Annotated in this window: 19 protein-coding genes; 12 read left to right on the plus strand and 7 right to left on the minus strand. The window is 71.6% G+C overall.

What is annotated here, in order from left to right; genetic code table 11:
• Positions 1 to 45 precede the first annotated feature (45 nt).
• From ABZ267_RS10600 to ABZ267_RS10615, 4 genes are all read left to right on the plus strand, one after another.
• Complete coding sequence (locus tag ABZ267_RS10600) at positions 46 to 798, plus strand: LytTR family DNA-binding domain-containing protein (RefSeq protein WP_356753619.1); 753 nt, start codon at positions 46 to 48, stop codon at positions 796 to 798.
• Between the two features lie 62 nt (positions 799 to 860).
• On the plus strand, positions 861 to 1,223 hold the full coding sequence (locus ABZ267_RS10605; protein ID WP_356753621.1) for a hypothetical protein: 363 nt from the start codon (positions 861 to 863) through the stop codon (positions 1,221 to 1,223).
• On the plus strand, positions 1,220 to 2,722 hold the full coding sequence (locus ABZ267_RS10610; RefSeq protein WP_356753623.1) for a cation acetate symporter: 1,503 nt from the start codon (positions 1,220 to 1,222) through the stop codon (positions 2,720 to 2,722). Before ABZ267_RS10605 ends, ABZ267_RS10610 begins: the two co-directional genes overlap by 4 nt.
• A complete protein-coding gene (locus ABZ267_RS10615; RefSeq protein WP_356753625.1) occupies positions 2,719 to 3,936 on the plus strand; it encodes a histidine kinase in 1,218 nt (405 codons plus the stop codon). The genes ABZ267_RS10610 and ABZ267_RS10615 overlap by 4 nt, the downstream gene beginning before the upstream one ends.
• A gap of 23 nt (positions 3,937 to 3,959) precedes the next feature.
• Here the strand turns inward: ABZ267_RS10615 and ABZ267_RS10620 are convergent, their stop codons facing one another.
• Positions 3,960 to 4,481 carry a hypothetical protein gene (locus ABZ267_RS10620; protein WP_356753627.1) on the minus strand — a complete coding sequence of 174 codons (522 nt, stop codon included), beginning with the start codon at positions 4,479 to 4,481 and terminating at the stop codon, positions 3,960 to 3,962.
• A gap of 112 nt (positions 4,482 to 4,593) precedes the next feature.
• On the opposite strand from ABZ267_RS10620, the gene ABZ267_RS10625 reads away from it, so the two are divergent.
• Complete coding sequence (locus tag ABZ267_RS10625; RefSeq protein WP_356753629.1) at positions 4,594 to 4,791, plus strand: zf-HC2 domain-containing protein; 198 nt, start codon at positions 4,594 to 4,596, stop codon at positions 4,789 to 4,791.
• Here ABZ267_RS10625 and ABZ267_RS10630 read toward each other — a convergent pair.
• Positions 4,725 to 5,297 (minus strand): sigma-70 family RNA polymerase sigma factor, encoded by a 573-nt coding sequence (locus tag ABZ267_RS10630; RefSeq protein ID WP_356753631.1) that lies wholly within the window; start codon positions 5,295 to 5,297, stop codon positions 4,725 to 4,727. The genes ABZ267_RS10625 and ABZ267_RS10630 overlap by 67 nt on opposite strands.
• Before the next feature lie 269 nt (positions 5,298 to 5,566).
• On the opposite strand from ABZ267_RS10630, the gene ABZ267_RS10635 reads away from it, so the two are divergent.
• A complete protein-coding gene (locus tag ABZ267_RS10635; protein ID WP_356753632.1) occupies positions 5,567 to 6,778 on the plus strand; it encodes a CapA family protein in 1,212 nt (403 codons plus the stop codon).
• Between the two features lie 10 nt (positions 6,779 to 6,788).
• Here ABZ267_RS10635 and ABZ267_RS10640 read toward each other — a convergent pair whose 3' ends face one another.
• A complete protein-coding gene (locus ABZ267_RS10640; RefSeq protein WP_356753634.1) occupies positions 6,789 to 7,250 on the minus strand; it encodes a universal stress protein in 462 nt (153 codons plus the stop codon).
• 141 nt (positions 7,251 to 7,391) lie between these two features.
• Between ABZ267_RS10640 and ABZ267_RS10645 the strand changes: the two genes are divergently transcribed.
• The gene (locus ABZ267_RS10645; RefSeq protein ID WP_356753636.1) at positions 7,392 to 8,243 is read left to right on the plus strand and encodes a polysaccharide deacetylase family protein; all 852 of its coding nucleotides are present in this window, start codon (positions 7,392 to 7,394) and stop codon (positions 8,241 to 8,243) included.
• A 54-nt stretch (positions 8,244 to 8,297) separates the two neighbouring features.
• Here ABZ267_RS10645 and ABZ267_RS10650 read toward each other — a convergent pair whose 3' ends face one another.
• Positions 8,298 to 8,960, minus strand: a complete 663-nt coding sequence (locus ABZ267_RS10650) for a class F sortase (RefSeq protein WP_356753638.1) — start codon at positions 8,958 to 8,960, stop codon at positions 8,298 to 8,300.
• A gap of 346 nt (positions 8,961 to 9,306) precedes the next feature.
• Between ABZ267_RS10650 and ABZ267_RS10655 the strand changes: the two genes are divergently transcribed.
• Positions 9,307 to 9,789 (plus strand): hypothetical protein, encoded by a 483-nt coding sequence (locus tag ABZ267_RS10655; protein ID WP_356753640.1) that lies wholly within the window; start codon positions 9,307 to 9,309, stop codon positions 9,787 to 9,789.
• 100 nt (positions 9,790 to 9,889) lie between these two features.
• Here the strand turns inward: ABZ267_RS10655 and ABZ267_RS10660 are convergent, their stop codons facing one another.
• The 3 genes from ABZ267_RS10660 to ABZ267_RS10670 all read right to left on the minus strand — a co-directional run bounded on the left by ABZ267_RS10660 (position 9,890) and on the right by ABZ267_RS10670 (position 11,580).
• A complete protein-coding gene (locus ABZ267_RS10660) occupies positions 9,890 to 10,453 on the minus strand; it encodes a hypothetical protein (RefSeq protein WP_356753642.1) in 564 nt (187 codons plus the stop codon).
• Between the two features lie 184 nt (positions 10,454 to 10,637).
• Positions 10,638 to 11,402: a hypothetical protein gene (locus tag ABZ267_RS10665; RefSeq protein WP_356753644.1), complete on the minus strand. Its 765-nt coding sequence runs from the start codon at positions 11,400 to 11,402 to the stop codon at positions 10,638 to 10,640.
• 13 nt (positions 11,403 to 11,415) lie between these two features.
• Positions 11,416 to 11,580 carry a hypothetical protein gene (locus ABZ267_RS10670; RefSeq protein ID WP_356753646.1) on the minus strand — a complete coding sequence of 55 codons (165 nt, stop codon included), beginning with the start codon at positions 11,578 to 11,580 and terminating at the stop codon, positions 11,416 to 11,418.
• A gap of 11 nt (positions 11,581 to 11,591) precedes the next feature.
• Between ABZ267_RS10670 and ABZ267_RS10675 the strand changes: the two genes are divergently transcribed.
• The 4 genes from ABZ267_RS10675 to ABZ267_RS10690 all read left to right on the plus strand — a co-directional run bounded on the left by ABZ267_RS10675 (position 11,592) and on the right by ABZ267_RS10690 (position 16,521).
• Positions 11,592 to 11,888: a hypothetical protein gene (locus ABZ267_RS10675; protein ID WP_356753648.1), complete on the plus strand. Its 297-nt coding sequence runs from the start codon at positions 11,592 to 11,594 to the stop codon at positions 11,886 to 11,888.
• A 427-nt stretch (positions 11,889 to 12,315) separates the two neighbouring features.
• Complete coding sequence (locus ABZ267_RS10680; protein WP_356753650.1) at positions 12,316 to 13,287, plus strand: SCO0930 family lipoprotein; 972 nt, start codon at positions 12,316 to 12,318, stop codon at positions 13,285 to 13,287.
• A 244-nt stretch (positions 13,288 to 13,531) separates the two neighbouring features.
• A complete protein-coding gene (locus tag ABZ267_RS10685) occupies positions 13,532 to 14,350 on the plus strand; it encodes an SAM-dependent methyltransferase (protein WP_356753652.1) in 819 nt (272 codons plus the stop codon).
• Positions 14,347 to 16,521 (plus strand): EAL domain-containing protein, encoded by a 2,175-nt coding sequence (locus ABZ267_RS10690; protein ID WP_356753654.1) that lies wholly within the window; start codon positions 14,347 to 14,349, stop codon positions 16,519 to 16,521. The genes ABZ267_RS10685 and ABZ267_RS10690 overlap by 4 nt, the downstream gene beginning before the upstream one ends.
• The last annotated feature ends 8 nt before the right edge of the window (positions 16,522 to 16,529 follow it).

The raw sequence follows: 16,529 nt of genomic DNA on the forward strand, positions 1-16,529 counted from the left end.
ATTCACTCAAGCCATCGGGCCCCGCACGCCCTAAACTCCGGGCTCATGCTGCGCGTACTCGCCGTCGACGACGAACCACCCGCCCTGGAGGAGCTGCTCTACCTCCTGCGCGCCGACCCCCGCATCCGCAGCGCCGAAGGTGCCACCGGTGCGACCGAGGCGCTGCGCCGCATCGGCGGCGCCGTGGACGCGGGCCCCGACGACCCGTCCGCGATCGACGTCGTCTTCCTGGACATCCACATGGCGGGCCTCACCGGCCTCGACGTCGCCCAGCTCCTCGCCGGATTCGCCTCGCCGCCGCTCATCGTCTTCGTCACCGCGCATGAAGGCTTCGCCGTGCACGCCTTCGACCTCAAGGCCGTCGACTACGTCCTCAAACCGGTCCGCCGCGAACGGCTCGCCGAGGCCGTGCGCCGGGTCGCCGAGCAGGTGGGGGAGCGGTCCGCGCCGGTCAACGACACCGCCACCGACCAGATCCCGGTCGAGCTCGGCGGCGTCATCCGCTTCATCCCGATCGACGAGATCGCGTACGCCGAGGCGCAGGGCGACTACGCCCGGCTGCACACCGCGGCCGGCAGCCACCTCGTCCGCATCCCGCTCACCACTCTGGAGGAGCGCTGGCGTTCGCGCGGCTTCGTCCGGATCCACCGCCGCCACCTCGTGGCGTTGAGCCGGATCGACGAGCTGCGGCTGGACGCGGGCAGCATGAGCGTACGGATCGGAGAGGCCGAGCTGGCGGTGAGCCGCCGCCACACCCGGGCCCTGCGCGACCTGCTGATGCGCCAGGGCGGCCGCTGACCTGGGGCGACCTTCCCCGAAGCCTTCCCAGCACCGCTCCGCGCCGCCTACACTCCGAGCCCATGTCACCGGAGACCGCACCCCGGCGCGAAGTCGTCACAGGAGAGCCCCGCCGGGTGCGTCCGCTGCCGCGCTACCGCACCCAGGCGGAGATCGAGGAGCAGACCGCGCTCGGCGGCGCTTACGTGCGTTCTCTGATGCGGAGCCAGCTCCGCGCCGGGCTCACCGTCTTCGTGGTGCTGGCCTTCGTCGCGGGCACGCTGCCGCTCCTGTTCGCCGCGCTGAACAGCGCCGCGCTGGTCTGGGCGGTGCTCGGCTTCGCCACCTATCCGCCGCTCACGCTGGCCGCCTGGTGGTACGTGCGCCGGGCCGAGCGCAACGAACGCGACTTCGCCCGGCTGGTGGAGGGCCGCCCGACGCCGTGAGCACTCCCGACCACACGGCGTCCTGGGTGGCGGTCGCCCTCGTCGTCCTCGCCACCGTCCTCGTCGGCGGCTTCGGCCTGCGCATCTCCCGTACGACCTCCGACTTCTACGTGGCGTCCCGGACCGTGCGGCCCCGGCTCAACGCCGCCGCGATCAGCGGCGAATACCTCTCCGCCGCCTCCTTCCTCGGCGTCGCGGGTCTCGTCCTGCTGCACGGCCCGGACATGCTCTGGTATCCGGTCGGCTACACCGCCGGATATCTGGTGCTGCTGGTCTTCGTCGCGGCACCGCTGCGCCGCTCGGGCGCGTACACGCTGCCGGACTTCGCCGAAGGACGGCTCGAATCGCTGCACGTCCGGCGGTTGGTGAGCATCCTGGTGGTCGGCGCCGGATGGCTCTACCTCGTGCCGCAGCTCCAAGGCGCCGGGCTGACGCTGAAGATCCTCACCGGTGCGCCCGGCTGGCTAGGTGATGTGCTGGTCGCGACCGTGGTGATGGTCGCGGTGGCGGCGGGCGGCATGCGGTCGATCACCTTCGTCCAGGTCTTCCAGTACTGGCTGAAGCTCACCGCGCTCCTCGTCCCGGCCCTCTTCCTCGTCCTCGCCTGGCAGGGCGACGGCCGGCCCCGGGTCAGCTTCGACGACCAGATCGCCGTCTTCCGCGCCGACCACCCGCTCTACGCCACGTACGGACTGATCGTGGCGACCTTCCTCGGCACCATGGGCCTGCCGCACGTCGTCGTCCGCTTCTACACCAGCCCCAACGGCCGCGACGCCCGCCGCACCACCGTCGCCGTCCTCGCTCTGGTCGGCCTCTTCTACCTGCTGCCGCCCGTCTACGGAGCCCTCGGCCGCTTGTACGCTCCCGAGCTGCGCCACGGCGGCGACGCGGACGCGGCCGTGCTGCTGCTGCCCGCCCGGGTCATCGGCGGGCTCGGCGGCGATCTGCTCGGCGCGCTGATCGCGGGCGGTGCGTTCGCCGCGTTCCTCTCCACCGCGTCCGGGCTCACCATGGCCGTCGCCGGGGTCATCACGCAGGACGTGCTGCCGTCGCGCGGCGTCCGCCACTTCCGGCTCGCCACCGGGCTCGCCATCGCCGTGCCGCTCGTCATCTCGCTGCTGGTCAGCCGGGTGCCGGTGGCCGACGCGGTCGGTATGGCCTTCGCCGTCTCCGCCTCCTCCTTCTGTCCGCTGCTGGTCCTCGGCATCTGGTGGCGGCGCCTCACTCCGCCGGGCGCGATCGCCGGACTCGTCCTCGGCGGAGGCTCGGCCCTCCTCGCCGTCGCCATCACCGTGAGCGAAGCCGTGACCCCGCCAGGCTGGCCGCACGCGCTGCTCGCCTGGCCCGCCGTCTGGTCCGTGCCCGTCGGTTTCCTCGCGATGATCCTCGTCTCGCTCGCGACGCCGGGCCGGATACCGCCGGGCACCAACGCGGCCATGACCCGCTTCCACCTTCCCGAGGCGCTCACCTCGGCGCGGGCCGCCGGGAGGGAGCGATGACCGGGGCCGCGATCGCCGTCCTCACCGTCCTGGTGGCCCTGCTGCTCGGTACGGGCTTCCTGCTCGGCCGCCGCACCGCCCGGTCGGTGCGGCCCAGCGATGTCGGCACGCCTGTCGAACACGCCACCTTCGAGACGCTGCACACCGCCTCGCTCGCCGCGCCTCCGCTGCGCGCCGGCCTCACCGAGGAGAGCGCCCGGCGCTCTGCCCGCCGGCTGCGCTCGCTGCTCGGCACCGACGCGCTCTGCCTCACCGACCGGGAACGTGTCCTGGTCTGGGACGGCGCCGGACACCATCACGGCAAGGACGTCATGGGCCACATCGAGGAGCTGCTCGAAGGCGGCCGCGGCGCCGCCTTCGACAGCGGCTGCGCCGACCTCGACTGCCCGCTGCGCTGGGCGGTCGCCGTCCCGCTCACCGTCGAGAACCGGGTCCTCGGCGCGCTCGTCGCCTACGCCCCGCGCGAGTCGGCGGTGCTGGCCCGAGCGGCCGGCGAGGTCGCCCGCTGGGTCTGCGTACAGCTGGAACTGGCCGAGCTGGACCGCTCCCGGACGCAGCTGATCGAGGCCGAGATCAAGGCGCTACGGGCCCAGATCTCGCCGCACTTCATCTTCAACTCCCTCGCCGCCATCGCCTCGTTCGTCCGCACCGACCCCGAGCAGGCGCGCGAACTGCTCCTGGAGTTCGCCGACTTCACCCGCTACTCCTTCCGGCGGCACGGCGAGTTCACCACGCTCGCCGACGAACTCCACTCCATCGACCAGTACTTGGCGCTCGTCCGCGCCCGCTTCGGCAAACGCCTCTCCGTTACGCTCCAGGTCGCGCCCGAGGTGCTGCCGGTCGCGCTGCCGTTCCTCTGCCTCCAGCCGCTGGTGGAGAACGCGGTGAAGCACGGCCTGGAAGGAGCCGCCGGCCCGCCGCGCGAACGGCCGGCGGACACTCCGTTCCGCATCACCATCAGCGCGCTCGACGCCGGATCGGAGGCCGAGGTGGTGATCGAGGACAACGGCAACGGCATGGACCCCGACCGGCTCCGACGCATCCTGCGCGGCGAGGCCACCACCTCCACCGGCATCGGCCTGCTCAACGTGGACGAGAGGCTGCGCCAGGTGTACGGCGACGGGTACGGGCTCGTCATCGAGACCGGGCTCGGCGCGGGCATGAAGATCACGCTCCGGCTGCCCAAGTACCGAGCGGGCGTGCACGGTTCATGAGGCCGGGGCCGCGTCCGGCCTGCTCAGCACAGATGCACGGCCAAGTGCCCCAGCGGCAGACCCAGTTGCCACGCCGGAGTCCACACCTGGGCCTCTCCCTCATCCTCGTGCGGGCCTGCGGCCACCGGGTCCCACGGCGCGGGCACGATCGCGTCGAGGTCGGCGGCGAGCAGCTCGGTCTCCTCCAGCCACCGCCAGGCCGCCCGCGCCAGCGCCAGATCGGCGTCGCCGGGCCCGGCCCGCCGCTCCGACTCCGCCAGCCGCTCGCAGACCCAGCTCCGCCAGGTGGTCCCGTACGCCGTGAGCAGCCGCAGCTCGTCGACGCGCGCCTCGGACAGGGCGCCGGGAGCCGGAGCCTCGCCGAGGAGGCCGGAGAGGAATATCGTGAGCGCGAGCGCGTCACGGCCGGCCCGGAACTCCAGCGTGGTCGGTTCCATCAGGTCGCCGGTGCGTAACAGCTCGTCCGCGACGTACTCCGTGTACAGCCAGGCCATCGGTACCGGCAGCCCGCCCCCACCGGTTCCATCCGTATCCTCGGGACGCATCCCCTCTCGCCTCTTTCCTTGCTCGGTACCGGGCTTCACGCAGCATTGAACCGGGGGCGGACGCCCCGCGTGGGCAGAAGCGGAGGATCGCCCAGGAGATGCGAGGCTGCGAATGAGTGCCGACCCCGGCGACGACCCGCATGTGCGCCTGCTGCTCGGCGCGTACGTCCTGGACGCGCTGGACGCCGAGGAGACCTGCCGGGTCGCCCGCCACCTCCAGCTCTGCGACGCCTGCGCCCGCGACTACGTGGCGGTGGCGGAGGCCTCGGCCCTGCTCGCGCTGTTGCGGGCGGAGGACCTCCGTGAGTAGCCGGGCAGATTGCGTGAGAGCAGCCGCAGGGCGTAGTACGAACGGGACTTGACGGTCCCGGCCGGGATGCCGAGCACCTCTGCGGTCTCGCCGACGCTCAGCCCGCGGAAGTAGATCTGCACCAGCACCGCACGGTGTTCCGGGCTGAGCGTGCGCACCGCCTCGCGGACGTCCAGCGCGCGGACGGCCGAGTCCGCGGTGTCCTGGTCGGCCGGAGTGCTCTCCAGCACAGAATCGCTGACCTCGGTCGGGCGCGCCTGGCGGGAGCGGCGGGCGTCGATGGCGAGGCGGCGGCCGACGGTGAAGAGCCAGGGCCGCATCGACTCGTAGGGCGCGTCGAAGGCCTCCGGATGCTGCCAGGCGCGTACCAGGGTCTCCTGCACCAGGTCCTCGGCCCGCTGCCGGTCGCCGAAGGTGAGGCCCAGCAGGAAGTGGAAGAGCGCGGGGCCGTGTTCCCGCTGCAACTCCGCGATGGCCCGCTCATCGGTCGTCGTCGTGGTCTTCATGAACGTCCTTTCCCGCGGGAGGCCCCTGGACGGCCTCGCTGCCGCCTGGCGTATCCGAACGCATTCGGCGGCGCGGGAACACCCGGTGCACCGAGGCGTGCGACGAGCGGTCGCTCAGTGCGGCGAATGGTGCGGCGAACGGTCAAGGGGCCGTCGGGGTCGGACGGTACGACCAGTTCAGCTAGGTATGCGGCAATGCTCCTTGATTCAGCGGTATGACAATATGTGTAGTCGGATGGTCGTAATCATCCGAACATGGAGTCGAGCAGATGACGCAGCGCATCCGACCGGGCACCGTGGCCGCTCTCGCCCTCCTGCTCGCCGCGGCCACCGGCTGCACCGGCCAGCAGCCCCAGGCGCCCGTCCCCAGCGCACCGCCCACCACCGCTCCCACGGCCGCCGGAGGCGCGGCCGGCCAGGACGCCGACGTGCCGCGTCCCTTCACCCTCCTCGCCTCCGGCGACGTCCTGCCGCACTCCTCCGTCATCGACCGGGCGGCGGCCGACGCGGGCGGCCAGGGCTACGACTTCGCGCCGATGCTCAAGGGAGCCGCACCGGTCGTCTCCGCCGCCGACCTGGCCATCTGCCATATGGAGACGGTGTACGGGAAGGACGGCGGCCCCTACACCGGATATCCGAGCTTCAAGTCGCCGCCCGAGGTCGCCACCGCCCTGCGCGCCACCGGCTACGACTCCTGCTCGACCGCCTCCAACCACTCGCTGGACGACGGCACCGAAGGCGTCGCCCGCACGCTCGGAGCCCTGGACAAGGCAGGCATCCGGCACGCCGGATCCGCCCGCTCCGCCGCCGAGGCCGCCCGCCCCACGATCCTGTCGACGGGCCCGGGCAAGAAGGCGGCGAAGGTGGCGCACCTCGCGTACACCTACGGCACCAACGACATCCCGCTGCCCGCAGGCAAGCCGTGGACGGTCAACGTGACCGACGAGCGGAAGATCGTGGCGGAGGCGCGGAAGGCCCGGCGGGCGGGCGCCGACGTCGTCGTCCTCTCCGCGCACTGGGGCACCGAATGGCAGGACGAACCGGACGCCCGGCAGCTGGAACTGGCCGAACGCCTCACCGCATCGAAGGACCGCGGCCGCCCCGACATCGACCTCATCATCGGCACGCACGCGCACGTCCCGCAGGCGTACGAGAAGGTCAACGGCACCTGGGTCATCTACGGCATGGGCGACCAGATCGCCGGTGCGATGATCAACTACCAGGGCGTCCAGGACCCGCGCGGCAACCAGAGCTCGATGGGCCGCTTCACCTTCGCACCGCCCGCCGGGCCGGACGGACGCTGGACGGTGAAGAAGGCCGAGTTCGTGCCGCAGTGGTACGACACGGACACCGGGCGCGTCGTCGACCTCAACGCCTCCATCAAGGCCGGTGCCGACCACCACCGCCAGGTCCGCGACCGGATCCGCGACGTGGTCCTCGGCCGAGGCGCGGAGAAGGACGGCCTGATGATGGGGGAGTAGCGCGGAAGGGTTACGGCACCACGGTGACCGGCCAGCGGCCCGCCTTCACCAGCCGCACCGCCACCGAGCCGATGAACCGGTGCCCCGCCGACTCCGACGCGCCCACCACCACGGCGTCGGCGGTGAGTTCGTCGGCCGCCGTCACCAGCCCGTTGTACGGGTCACCGCGGAAGGTGTGGAACTCCCAGCGCACGTCCCAGGTGTCCTTCAGCCGCTTTGCCGACTCCTTGATCTCGTCCACCAGTTCCTGCGCGACCTCGCCCGTGGTGTCGCCGACCGGCACGCCCAGCGCGGCACCTGACGGGATCACGGGCTGGACGTAGACGAGGGCCAGCGTGGCGTTCTGCCGCCGGGCGAGACCGGCGGCGTAGGCGGCCGCGCGCATGGACGAGTCGGAGCCGTCGACGCCCGCGACGATCACCTTGGGCCCGTCCGTACCGCGTTCGAACTGATGAGGCTGATGCTCTGTCACGGCTCCGAGGCTATCGGCTCGCCCGTACGTCGTGGAGGAGGGCCTGCGGCCCGGACCGGCCGCTGCGTCGAATGGGTGCAAAACGGTCAGGCCTCGGTGTCGTCGGCCGGTGCGGAGGCCTGGTCGTGCGAGCAGTTGGCCATGAGACGTGATCACCTCCGGCCCGACCGCCGCACCCTGCTGAAGGTCGCCCTCGGCCTCGGGACCGCCACCACGCTGCATCTGATCGCCGCCGATCCGGCCTCGACGCCCACCCGCCCCGCACGGGCCGCCGGCACTCCGCCCGCCGCGGCCGCGGGGCCGCCCGCCGGGCTACCGGCCAGGCCGCCCGCGTACCGCCTGCAGCCCATGACGGCCGGCACACCGCCCCGCTTCCGGCCGGCCAGACCTCCGGTGCGCACCCGCCCGTTCGAGGAGCTTCCCGACCTCGGCCACTCGATGGTGCTCAGCTTCGACGACGGCCCCGACCCCCGCTACACGCCCGACATCCTGGCCACCCTGCGCAAGCACCGGGTCCGCGCGATGTTCTTCGTCTGCGGCGAGATGGCCGACACCAACCGGGACCTGCTCCGCGAGATGGCGGACGACGGCCATGTCGTCGGCAACCACTCCTGGTCGCACCCGCTCGTCCCGGGCCTCTCCCGCGCGAGGATCCGCGACGAGCTCGGCCGCACCAGCGATGTGGTCGAGACGGTGCTCGGTACCGCGCCGCTCTGGTACCGGGCCCCTTATGGCGCCTGGAACCGCAACTCCTTCGAGATCGGCGCCGATCTCGGCATGGAGCCGATGGCCTGGACCGTCGACACGCTCGACTGGACCACGCCGGGCACCGGCACCATCGTCCGCCGGGTGCTGGACGGCGCGTCGCCCGGTGTCGTCGTCCTCTCGCACGACGCGGGCGGCAACCGCTCCCAGAGCGTGGCGGCCCTGCGCCGCTACCTGCCCCGGCTGCTCGACGAGGGCTACCGCATCACGGTGCCGCAGCGCGTCTGAGGCGTACGGCGGTGCCCCCGGCGGACCGCGGAGGGCGCCGCCGTACGCGCGAGCTCAGCGGGTCTCGACGAGCCGGGCGAAGACCACCACGTTGCCGTCGTAGCCGCCCGCCTTCGAGTACGCGCCGCCGCAGGTGATCACCCGCAGCTCGGCGTGGCCCGTGTCGCCGTAGACCCGGGCGCCGGGGAAGTCGCCCTTGGAGAAGACCTCCACGCCGTACACCTCGAAGACCCCGACCCGGCCGTCGTAGCGCTCCACCTCGACCTGGTGGCCCTTCTGGAGCGAGCCGAGGCCGTAGAAGACCGCGGGCCCGGAGTTGTTGTCGACATGGCCGACGACCACGGCGGTGCCGCGCTGGCCGGGCGCGATGCCGTTCTGGTACCAGCCGGCGAGGTTCGGGTCCTCGGCCGGCGGGGCGTCGATCCAGCCGTTGGCGTCCAGGTTCACGTCGACGATCGGGGCGTCCACGTCGATGGACGAGATCTTCACGCGGGAGGCCGGTGCGTAGGGCAGCGCCTGCACCGGCTCGCCCTCCACCGGCGGACCCGCGGTGTCGCTGCTCAGGTCCAGCGAGGCGGCGGCCGCGGGCTGCGGCGGCCCCTCCTCCCCGAACTCCGCCCCGTTGCGCAGGAGGGCGAGGCCCGTCAGCATGACCAGGGCGACAGCACCCCACGGCACGCGTCTGGTCCGCTCGGTGCCGGCGTAGTGCTGGCCCATGGTGCTCCCTTCGTCGCGACGCTTGGAACGTTAAGGGCGGTGCGGCCGGGCGGCGATCAGGGAGAGGCGAACGGGTGGCGGGCCGATCCCGGCCTCCGAGGCGACCGCTTCCGGGCCCGTAGGTGACTGCCCTTCGGAGTAATGAGCAGATAAAAATTCTGATGGCCTGTGACCTGCGGATCCGTCAGACGCAGGAGTTTCTGTACGGCGTGTCGTGTCACCGGGTGGAGCAGCGCCGAAGTGCGAGCCGATGGACGGCTGGCAAGTGTTCGTCATGGGAGGCGTTCACGTCGATCCATGCCCGGAGGACAGGACTCCGGGGCGTTTCCCGCTGGAGGTCCACACGATGCGTGCTTCACGCGCTCTCGCGGTCACCGTCACCGCTTTCGCAGCTGTCGGGCTCGCTGCCCCCATGGCCGCCGCCACCAACGGCCCGGTCAACGTCGCCGTCAACCCGCAGGCGGTCCACCAGGGCGGCACGCTGAAGATCACCGCGCAGGGCTGCGGTCACGGCGGCAAGGTCTGGTCGAACGCGTTCCCGACGACCAGCCTCTCGGCGGGTGACGGCACCAACTACGCCCACGCCCGGGTCCGCAACAACACCACGCCGGGTCACTACCACCTCTCGGTGAAGTGCAGTGACAACGATCGGATCGCGACGCACAAGTTCACCGTGCTCGCCGGCAACGGCGCGCAGGGCGGGCTCGGCGGCTCGATGGGTCCGAACTCCACGGAGATGCAGGTCGGCGGCGGACTGGTGGCCGCGGCGGCCGTCGGTGGCGCGGTCTTCCTGGTCCGGCGCCGGCGGACGAGCCATGCGGCCTTCTAGGACGCAGGACCTCCCGCCCGGCCCGATACGCCCGTCGCCCCGAGTCCTGTGGTCAGGACCCGGGGCGACTGTCATGCGCTCCACCTCGGGCCGTACGCCGTCAGTGCCGGCGGTCGGCACCGCGGCGGCGGGCGAAGTAGAGGGTGCCGGTGGCGGCCGCGAGCACGAGGGCCGCGCCCGCCGCGACCTCGACCGTGTCCATGGTGCCGGAGCTGCCGCCGAGTCCGCCGCGTACACCGCTCGGCGCGATGGCCGTGGAGCTGACGGTCGGAGCCGTGGTCGGAGCGGTCGTGGGCGTCGGCGTGCTGGTGGCCCCGCCGGTGATGGTGAGGTTGACGTTGCGCGTGGTGCCGGTGGAACCACAGGCGAACGTCACCGCGTAGACCGCGCCCCGCCGGGCGTCCGTGTCGACGGTGGCGTTGGCCGTGGTGCTGCCGCTCGGGATGACGGTCGTGTCGAAGATGCCCGAGGTGACGGTCGTCTCGCCGGTGCACCCGCCGGCGCCGAGGGTCACCCGGCCGCCCGGAGCGATCACCGAGGGGCTGATCGTCGGGTTGAACGTGTTGATGGCCCCGTCCGGCGCGGCATGGGCGGCGGACGGGGCCAGCAGGGCGAGGGCGCTGGCGCCCAGAAGTGCGAAGGGTGCGACACGTATCGCGCGCATGGTGGATCCTCCGGGTTCCCCGAGGGGCAGCTGCGGAATGAATTTCCACATAGCAGGAAAAATGCACCTCGATGCGCGACACGCTAGGAGCGGAGCGGACCTACCGCTATCGGGGTCGGGCGAACGGGTCATTCCGTCCCCCGACCGGCGCACTCGACGGTTCACCGGCCGGGGAGAGCGCGTATCAGCGGGCGGCCTCCGGGAACAGGTCGAGGAAGGGCTCGGCGGTGGCCGAGATGCCCCGGCCGAAAGGCGCGTCGAAATTCCAGATCAGGAAGAGCAGGAACGCGATCAGTGCGCTGAAGAGCCCCGCCAGCAGCAGTTCCCGGAACGTTCTGCGGATCTGCAGCGTGAAGATCAGCCCGACCGTCACCAGAGCCCCGATGATCAGGCCGAACCACACCACGCCGGGCATCGTCGCTCCCGCGTTCTGCGCCCGTGAGCTGCGGGCGTCGTCCGCAGCCGCCACCTGGTCCACCAGCGGCTGGTACGCCTGCCCCTCGTGGTCGGTCCGCGGTTCATAGTCCGTGACGTCGGCCCGCACCCGGTTCAGCAGCTCGGTGCCGCGTTCGGTGAGAGCGCCGCGCTCCGACATGGCCCGCCACTCGTCGTCGATGACATGGGCGACGTACGCGTCGACGTCCGCGCGGATCCGGTCGCGTACCTCCACCGGATAGACGGAGGACCGCGCCTTCACCTCGTGCAGCGCCTGCGCCTCCAGCCGTACGGACTCCTGAGCGGCGCTGCGGCCCTCCCAGACGCCGGCGATGGCCAGACCCAGCACGATCGCGTAGACCACACCGATCATCATCGTCATGTACTCGATGACGTCGGGCGTCTCGGACGGATCGTCGTCGTCGGCGATCCGGCGGTTGTTGAGGACGGCGATGGTGAGCACGACCGCGCAGGCCGAGGCCATGGCAATGCTCAGCACGAGCCATTCGGACATGGATTTCTCCTCGTCAGCGGGACGATCGGGGCCGCAGCACGGCGACGGCGAACACCGCCGGAGCGGTGATCAGCAGGGTCGTGGACACCAAGGAGGGCCCGCTCCGAGGCTCCTTGCGGGTCGTTTTCCGGTACGTCGGCAGCGCCACGGCCTTGGGCTCCGGCGGTGCCGGCCGCACGGAAGGCGTCGGTGACGGCTTCGGCACGGGCCTGGGCGCCGGCGGGGCCTTCGGTACGGGTACGGGTGCGGGCTTCGGTGCGGGTGGTGCCTTCGGCGCGGGTGGTGGTGGTGGCGGCTCCGGTGGAGGAGGTGGCGGGGGCGGTGGTGCCGGGTCCGGCGCCGGGGGCGGCGGGGGAGGAGGTGGTGGCGGCGGTGGTGGCTCCGGGGCTGGTGGCGGAGGCGGCGGTGGCGGTGGCGGAGGCGGTGGCGGCGGTGGTTTCGGAGGCGGCGGGGGTGGCGGGGGTGGCGGTGGCTCCGGCGTGGTGATCGCCGCGCAGTCTCCGCCGCCCGCCACGGCGACCGCCGTGCTGCCGCCGTCCGGCCCGACGACGGCCACCGCGCAGGCGTCGGCGGTCGCGGGCTGCGGTACGGCTATCAGCCAGACGAGTGCGGCGGCTGTCGAGAGCCGCCCGATGCGGGATGCGTACACGACCAGGAGCCTGATCCATGACGTCCGGCGACACGCGTGGTTCCGTGGGGGATTCGCCTGATGGTGGGACAATGGGCCGTTCATGTTTGCGCACGGTTGACGGCCCGACAGATGCTTCCGGCCACCAACCGGATGAGCGTTCCGCTGAATTCTTCTCGGCCCGCGTTGAACACCACCCCCGTGACGCCGCGTACCTAGGGCCATGGACGGCGCGGCCTCGCGTCGCCATCGCAGCGCATACGACGACGTACTACGGGAGTCGACATGAACACCTGGCGCAACGCCTCGCTCGCGGTCACCGCCGTGGCCCTTTTGACGCTGACGACGGCGTGCGGTCAGGAGCAGGGCACGGCCTCGCCCAACGGCCAGGCGGTCGGCAACGCGGCTCCGGCGCAGCAGCCGGCCGAGAGCGGCTACGGCTCGTCCGGCGGCGGTTACGGCTCCGGCGCGGACGTGGCCGCACCGAAGGCGGCGGGTCAACTCGCCGTACAGGACAGCAAGAAGCTCGGGAAGGTGCTCACCGACAGCGAGGGCTTCACGCTCTACCGGTTCGACGAGGACACCGCCAAGCCGCCGAAGTCGAACTGCGACGGCGACTGCGCGACGGCGTGGCCCGTGGTGCCCGCGGGCGACGTCACCGCCGCGGCCGGAACCGATGCCTCGCTGCTCGGCGAGGTCGTCCGGACCGACGGCTCCAAGCAGCTCACCGTCGACGGCTGGCCGATGTACCGGTACGCGAAGGACACCGTACCGGGTCAGACCAACGGGCAGGGTGTCGGCGGCACATGGTTCGCCTCCGCGCCCGACGGGAAGAAGGCCGCGGTCAACGCCGACGGCCCGGCCGCCGTCGGCGACGATGCCGAACCGGTCGACGCGGCGGGACTTTCCGTCCGCAAGGACCCGGAACTCGGCGACATCGTGGTGGACAAGCGCGGTATGACGGTTTACCGGTTCACCAAGGACTCCGCCTGGCCGATGAAGACGGCCTGCACCGGCGAGTGCCTCGAGAAGTGGCCGGTAGTCGCTCCCGTGTCCGAAAACTCCGTGGAAGGCGTCACGAAGAAGGGATTTGTCACTTTCGACCGTCCCGACGGGATCAAGCAGCAGACCATCGACTGCTGGCCCCTCTATACGTTCGCCGGCGACGAGAAGCCGGGCGACGTCAACGGCCAGGGAGTCGGCGGCACGTGGTTCGCGGTCTCACCGGACTCCGAGCTCGTCAAGACCACGCAGTAACCACCAAGGCACCTCCTGGCTCCCAAGTGGCCCCGAACCACCGGGAATCGGCGACCAAGCTCCGGTCCGTCGCTGCGTGTGTACGCGCAGCGACGGACCGGCCGTTGTCGCCACCGGAGTGTGACCAATAACGGATCCCTAATTTCCGTTTCCACTCGCTCTCTTGGCGGCCGATCAGTAGCCTCTGGTCCACACTGACCATGAACATGGCCGGATCGCCGTGGCGAACTTGTTGGAGACATTGATGGAGCGTCCCGCCTGGGCACCGCAAGGCATAGATATCTCGGTGCCGAGCGTGTCCCGCATGTACGACTTCTATCTGGGCGGATCGCACAATTTCGAGGTGGACCGGGAAGCCGCGCGGAAGGCCATGGAGTTCCTGCCGGGCCTTCCCAAGATCATGCAGGCCAATCGGGCCTTCATGCGCCGGGCCGTGCGGTACGCGGTCGACGCGGGGATCGACCAGTTCCTGGACATCGGCTCCGGCATCCCGACCTTCGGCAACGTCCACGAGGTCGCGCAGGCAGCCGATCCGCACGCCAAGGTGGCCTACGTCGACCACGACCCGGTCGCCGTCGCGCACAGCCAGGCCGTGCTGGAGGGCAACGACCTGACCGTCATCGCCGCCGCCGACCTGCGCCGGCCCAAGGAGATCCTCGCCAGTCCCGAAGTCACCGGACTGCTCGATCTGAACCGGCCGGTGGCGCTCCTGCTCGTCGCGGTCCTCCACTTCATCGAGGACGCCGACGACCCGCGCGGAGCGGTCGCCGAACTGCGCGAGGCGCTGGCGCCCGGCAGCCTGATCATCCTGACCCACGCCGCGTACGACGGGATCCCGCTCTCCCGCGAGGAGGCGGACGGCACGGTCGGCGTGTACCGGAACATCCGCAACCCGCTCATCATGCGGACGCGCGAGGAGATCGCCGCGTTCTTCGAGGGGTACGAGATGGTCGAGCCCGGCCTCGTGTCGATGCCCGAGTGGCGGCCGGACACTCCGCAGTCGCCGGAGCAGGAAGACCCGTACGCCTTCTCGGGCTTCGGCGGGGTCGGGCGTAAGGCGTGAGTATTCCCGCCCAGGCCTCCGGTGAGCAGGACGCGGAACCGGACGGGCCGGAAGGCCGGCTCCGGAGATTCGCCACGATCTGGAGCCGGGCCATCTTCCCGCTGACGGCCACCTCCTTGACCCGGCCCGAGTTCGAGCAGCACCTGCTGCCGCTCGCCCGTGAGCTGAGCCTGACCCTGCACGCCCACCCGTTCGACGCCTCGCCCGCCGCCCGCATCGGCGCGGCGCTGGTCGACGCGCACTGCACCGACCCGGACGCGCTCAGCTCCACGCTCGGCGTCGTCGACTCCTACCTCGTGCTGTACTGCGGCGGCAACGGGCCCGGCGAGCTGTCCACCGAGGACGCCCGCGCCCGCTGCGCCCGGATCCAGCACACGCTCGCCTCCGGCTTCTCGCAGGCCCTGCGCGAGCGGACGCTCGCCGAGCAGGAGGCCATCGCCCGCTCGGCGCTCACCGCCCGCTCCGACGCCGAGCAGGCCCTCCACGCCACCGAGGCCCGCTTCCGCGCGGTCTTCAAGGACGCCGCCGTCGGCATCGGCATCGCCGACCTGGACGGCAACATCCTGGAGATCAACGACACCCTCACCAAGATGTTCGGCGGTCTGGAGCACCACGTCCGCAGCCACAGGGTGAACGAGTGGGTCCACCCGGAGGACTCGCCGCAGGTATGGAAGTACTACAACGAGCTGGTACGAGGGGAGCGCGACCACTACCGGGTCGAGAAGGCGTACTACCGCAACGACGGCACGGTCCTGTGGACCAACCTCACCGTCTCGCTGCTCCGCGACCCCGAAGGCCGCCCGCAGTACCAGCTGGCGCTCATGGAGGACACCACCGAGCGCCGCCTGCTCAACCTGCGGCTGCGCTACGAGGCCACGCACGACGCGCTCACCGGACTGCCCAACCGGACGCTGTTCTTCGAGCGGCTGGAGAAGGTGCTCGCCGCCAAGGACGGCGCTCGCTTCGGCCTCTGCTACCTGGACCTGGACGGGTTCAAGGCCATCAACGACAGCCTCGGCCACGCGGCCGGCGACCGGCTCCTGGTCGAGGTCGCCGACCGGCTGCAGAGCTGCGCCACCGCACCCGGCGAGATGGTGGCCCGGCTCGGCGGCGACGAGTTCGTGGCGCTGACCACCGGCCCCGGGACCGCCGAGGCGGTGGACGAGCTGGCCGGCCGCATCCTCAACGTGCTCGCCACGCCGATCCGGCTGGACGGCCGCGAGCTGACCGTGCGCGGCTCCATCGGCGTCGTCGAGGGCCCGGCCGGCGAGCGCAACGCCGCCGAGGTGCTGCGCAGTGCCGACATCACCATGTACCGGGCCAAGGCGGCCGGCGGCAACCGCTTCGAGCTGGCCGACGCCGAGGCCGACGCCCGCGCCATCACCCGCCACGGGCTGACCACCGCACTGCCCGCCGCGCTGGACCGCGGCGAGTTCTTCATCGAGTACCAGCCGCTCGTCCACCTGGGCGACGGCACGGTCCACGGCGCCGAGGCGCTCGTACGGTGGTGCCATCCGCAGCACGGCGTGCTCGGGCCCGACCGGTTCATCCCGCTCGCCGAGCACACCGGCCTGATCGTGCCGCTCGGCCGCTGGGTGCTGGAGGAGTCCGTCCGGCAGGCCAACTTCTGGCAGGAGCGGCACAGCGACGGCGGCCCGCTGCGGATCAACGTCAACCTCTCGCCGACCCAGCTGCACCACCCGAGGCTGGTCGCCGAGACCGTCGACGTACTGGAACGCTCCGGCCTGGAGCCGAGCGCGCTCTGCCTGGAGGTGACCGAGTCCGCGCTGATCGGCGCCGACGACGATCTCCTCAAGCCGCTGCGGCAGCTCGCCGAGATGGGCGTCGACATCGCGCTCGACGACTTCGGCACCGGCTACTCGAACCTGGCGAACCTGCGGCGGCTGCCGGTCAGCGTCCTCAAGCTGGACCGCTCCTTCACCCGCGGCATGCAGCAGCATCCGGCCGACCCGGTCGACCTGAAGATCGTCGAGGGGATCGTCTCGCTGGCGCACAGCCTGGAACTGGCCGTCACCGTGGAAGGCGTGGAGACCGGCGCGCAGGCCGAGCAGCTGCGCCGGATCGGCTGCGACACCGCGCAGGGCTGGTACTACGCCCGTCCCGGCGCCCCGGACCGCATCCACTCGCTGCTGCTGGCCGACGCGGTCTGAGCCGACCG

It is taken from the genome of Streptomyces sp. NPDC006174 (assembly GCF_040614075.1).
Classification (GTDB): domain Bacteria; phylum Actinomycetota; class Actinomycetes; order Streptomycetales; family Streptomycetaceae; genus Streptomyces.

What these genes read in the sequence shown, in the direction of transcription:
- ABZ267_RS10615 (WP_356753625.1), top strand. Translation starts at nt 2,719, where the DNA reads ATGACCGGGGCCGCGATCGCCGTCCTCACCGTCCTGGTGGCCCTGCTG.
- ABZ267_RS10620 (WP_356753627.1), bottom strand. Translation starts at nt 4,481, where the DNA reads ATGCGTCCCGAGGATACGGATGGAACCGGTGGGGGCGGGCTGCCGGTA.
- ABZ267_RS10635 (WP_356753632.1), top strand. Translation starts at nt 5,567, where the DNA reads ATGACGCAGCGCATCCGACCGGGCACCGTGGCCGCTCTCGCCCTCCTG.
- ABZ267_RS10660 (WP_356753642.1), bottom strand. Translation starts at nt 10,453, where the DNA reads ATGCGCGCGATACGTGTCGCACCCTTCGCACTTCTGGGCGCCAGCGCC.
- ABZ267_RS10645 (WP_356753636.1), top strand. Translation starts at nt 7,392, where the DNA reads ATGAGACGTGATCACCTCCGGCCCGACCGCCGCACCCTGCTGAAGGTC.
- ABZ267_RS10630 (WP_356753631.1), bottom strand. Translation starts at nt 5,297, where the DNA reads ATGAAGACCACGACGACGACCGATGAGCGGGCCATCGCGGAGTTGCAG.
- ABZ267_RS10685 (WP_356753652.1), top strand. Translation starts at nt 13,532, where the DNA reads ATGGAGCGTCCCGCCTGGGCACCGCAAGGCATAGATATCTCGGTGCCG.
- ABZ267_RS10625 (WP_356753629.1), top strand. Translation starts at nt 4,594, where the DNA reads ATGAGTGCCGACCCCGGCGACGACCCGCATGTGCGCCTGCTGCTCGGC.
- ABZ267_RS10680 (WP_356753650.1), top strand. Translation starts at nt 12,316, where the DNA reads ATGAACACCTGGCGCAACGCCTCGCTCGCGGTCACCGCCGTGGCCCTT.
- ABZ267_RS10600 (WP_356753619.1), top strand. Translation starts at nt 46, where the DNA reads ATGCTGCGCGTACTCGCCGTCGACGACGAACCACCCGCCCTGGAGGAG.
- ABZ267_RS10655 (WP_356753640.1), top strand. Translation starts at nt 9,307, where the DNA reads ATGCGTGCTTCACGCGCTCTCGCGGTCACCGTCACCGCTTTCGCAGCT.
- ABZ267_RS10665 (WP_356753644.1), bottom strand. Translation starts at nt 11,402, where the DNA reads ATGTCCGAATGGCTCGTGCTGAGCATTGCCATGGCCTCGGCCTGCGCG.
- ABZ267_RS10650 (WP_356753638.1), bottom strand. Translation starts at nt 8,960, where the DNA reads ATGGGCCAGCACTACGCCGGCACCGAGCGGACCAGACGCGTGCCGTGG.
- ABZ267_RS10605 (WP_356753621.1), top strand. Translation starts at nt 861, where the DNA reads ATGTCACCGGAGACCGCACCCCGGCGCGAAGTCGTCACAGGAGAGCCC.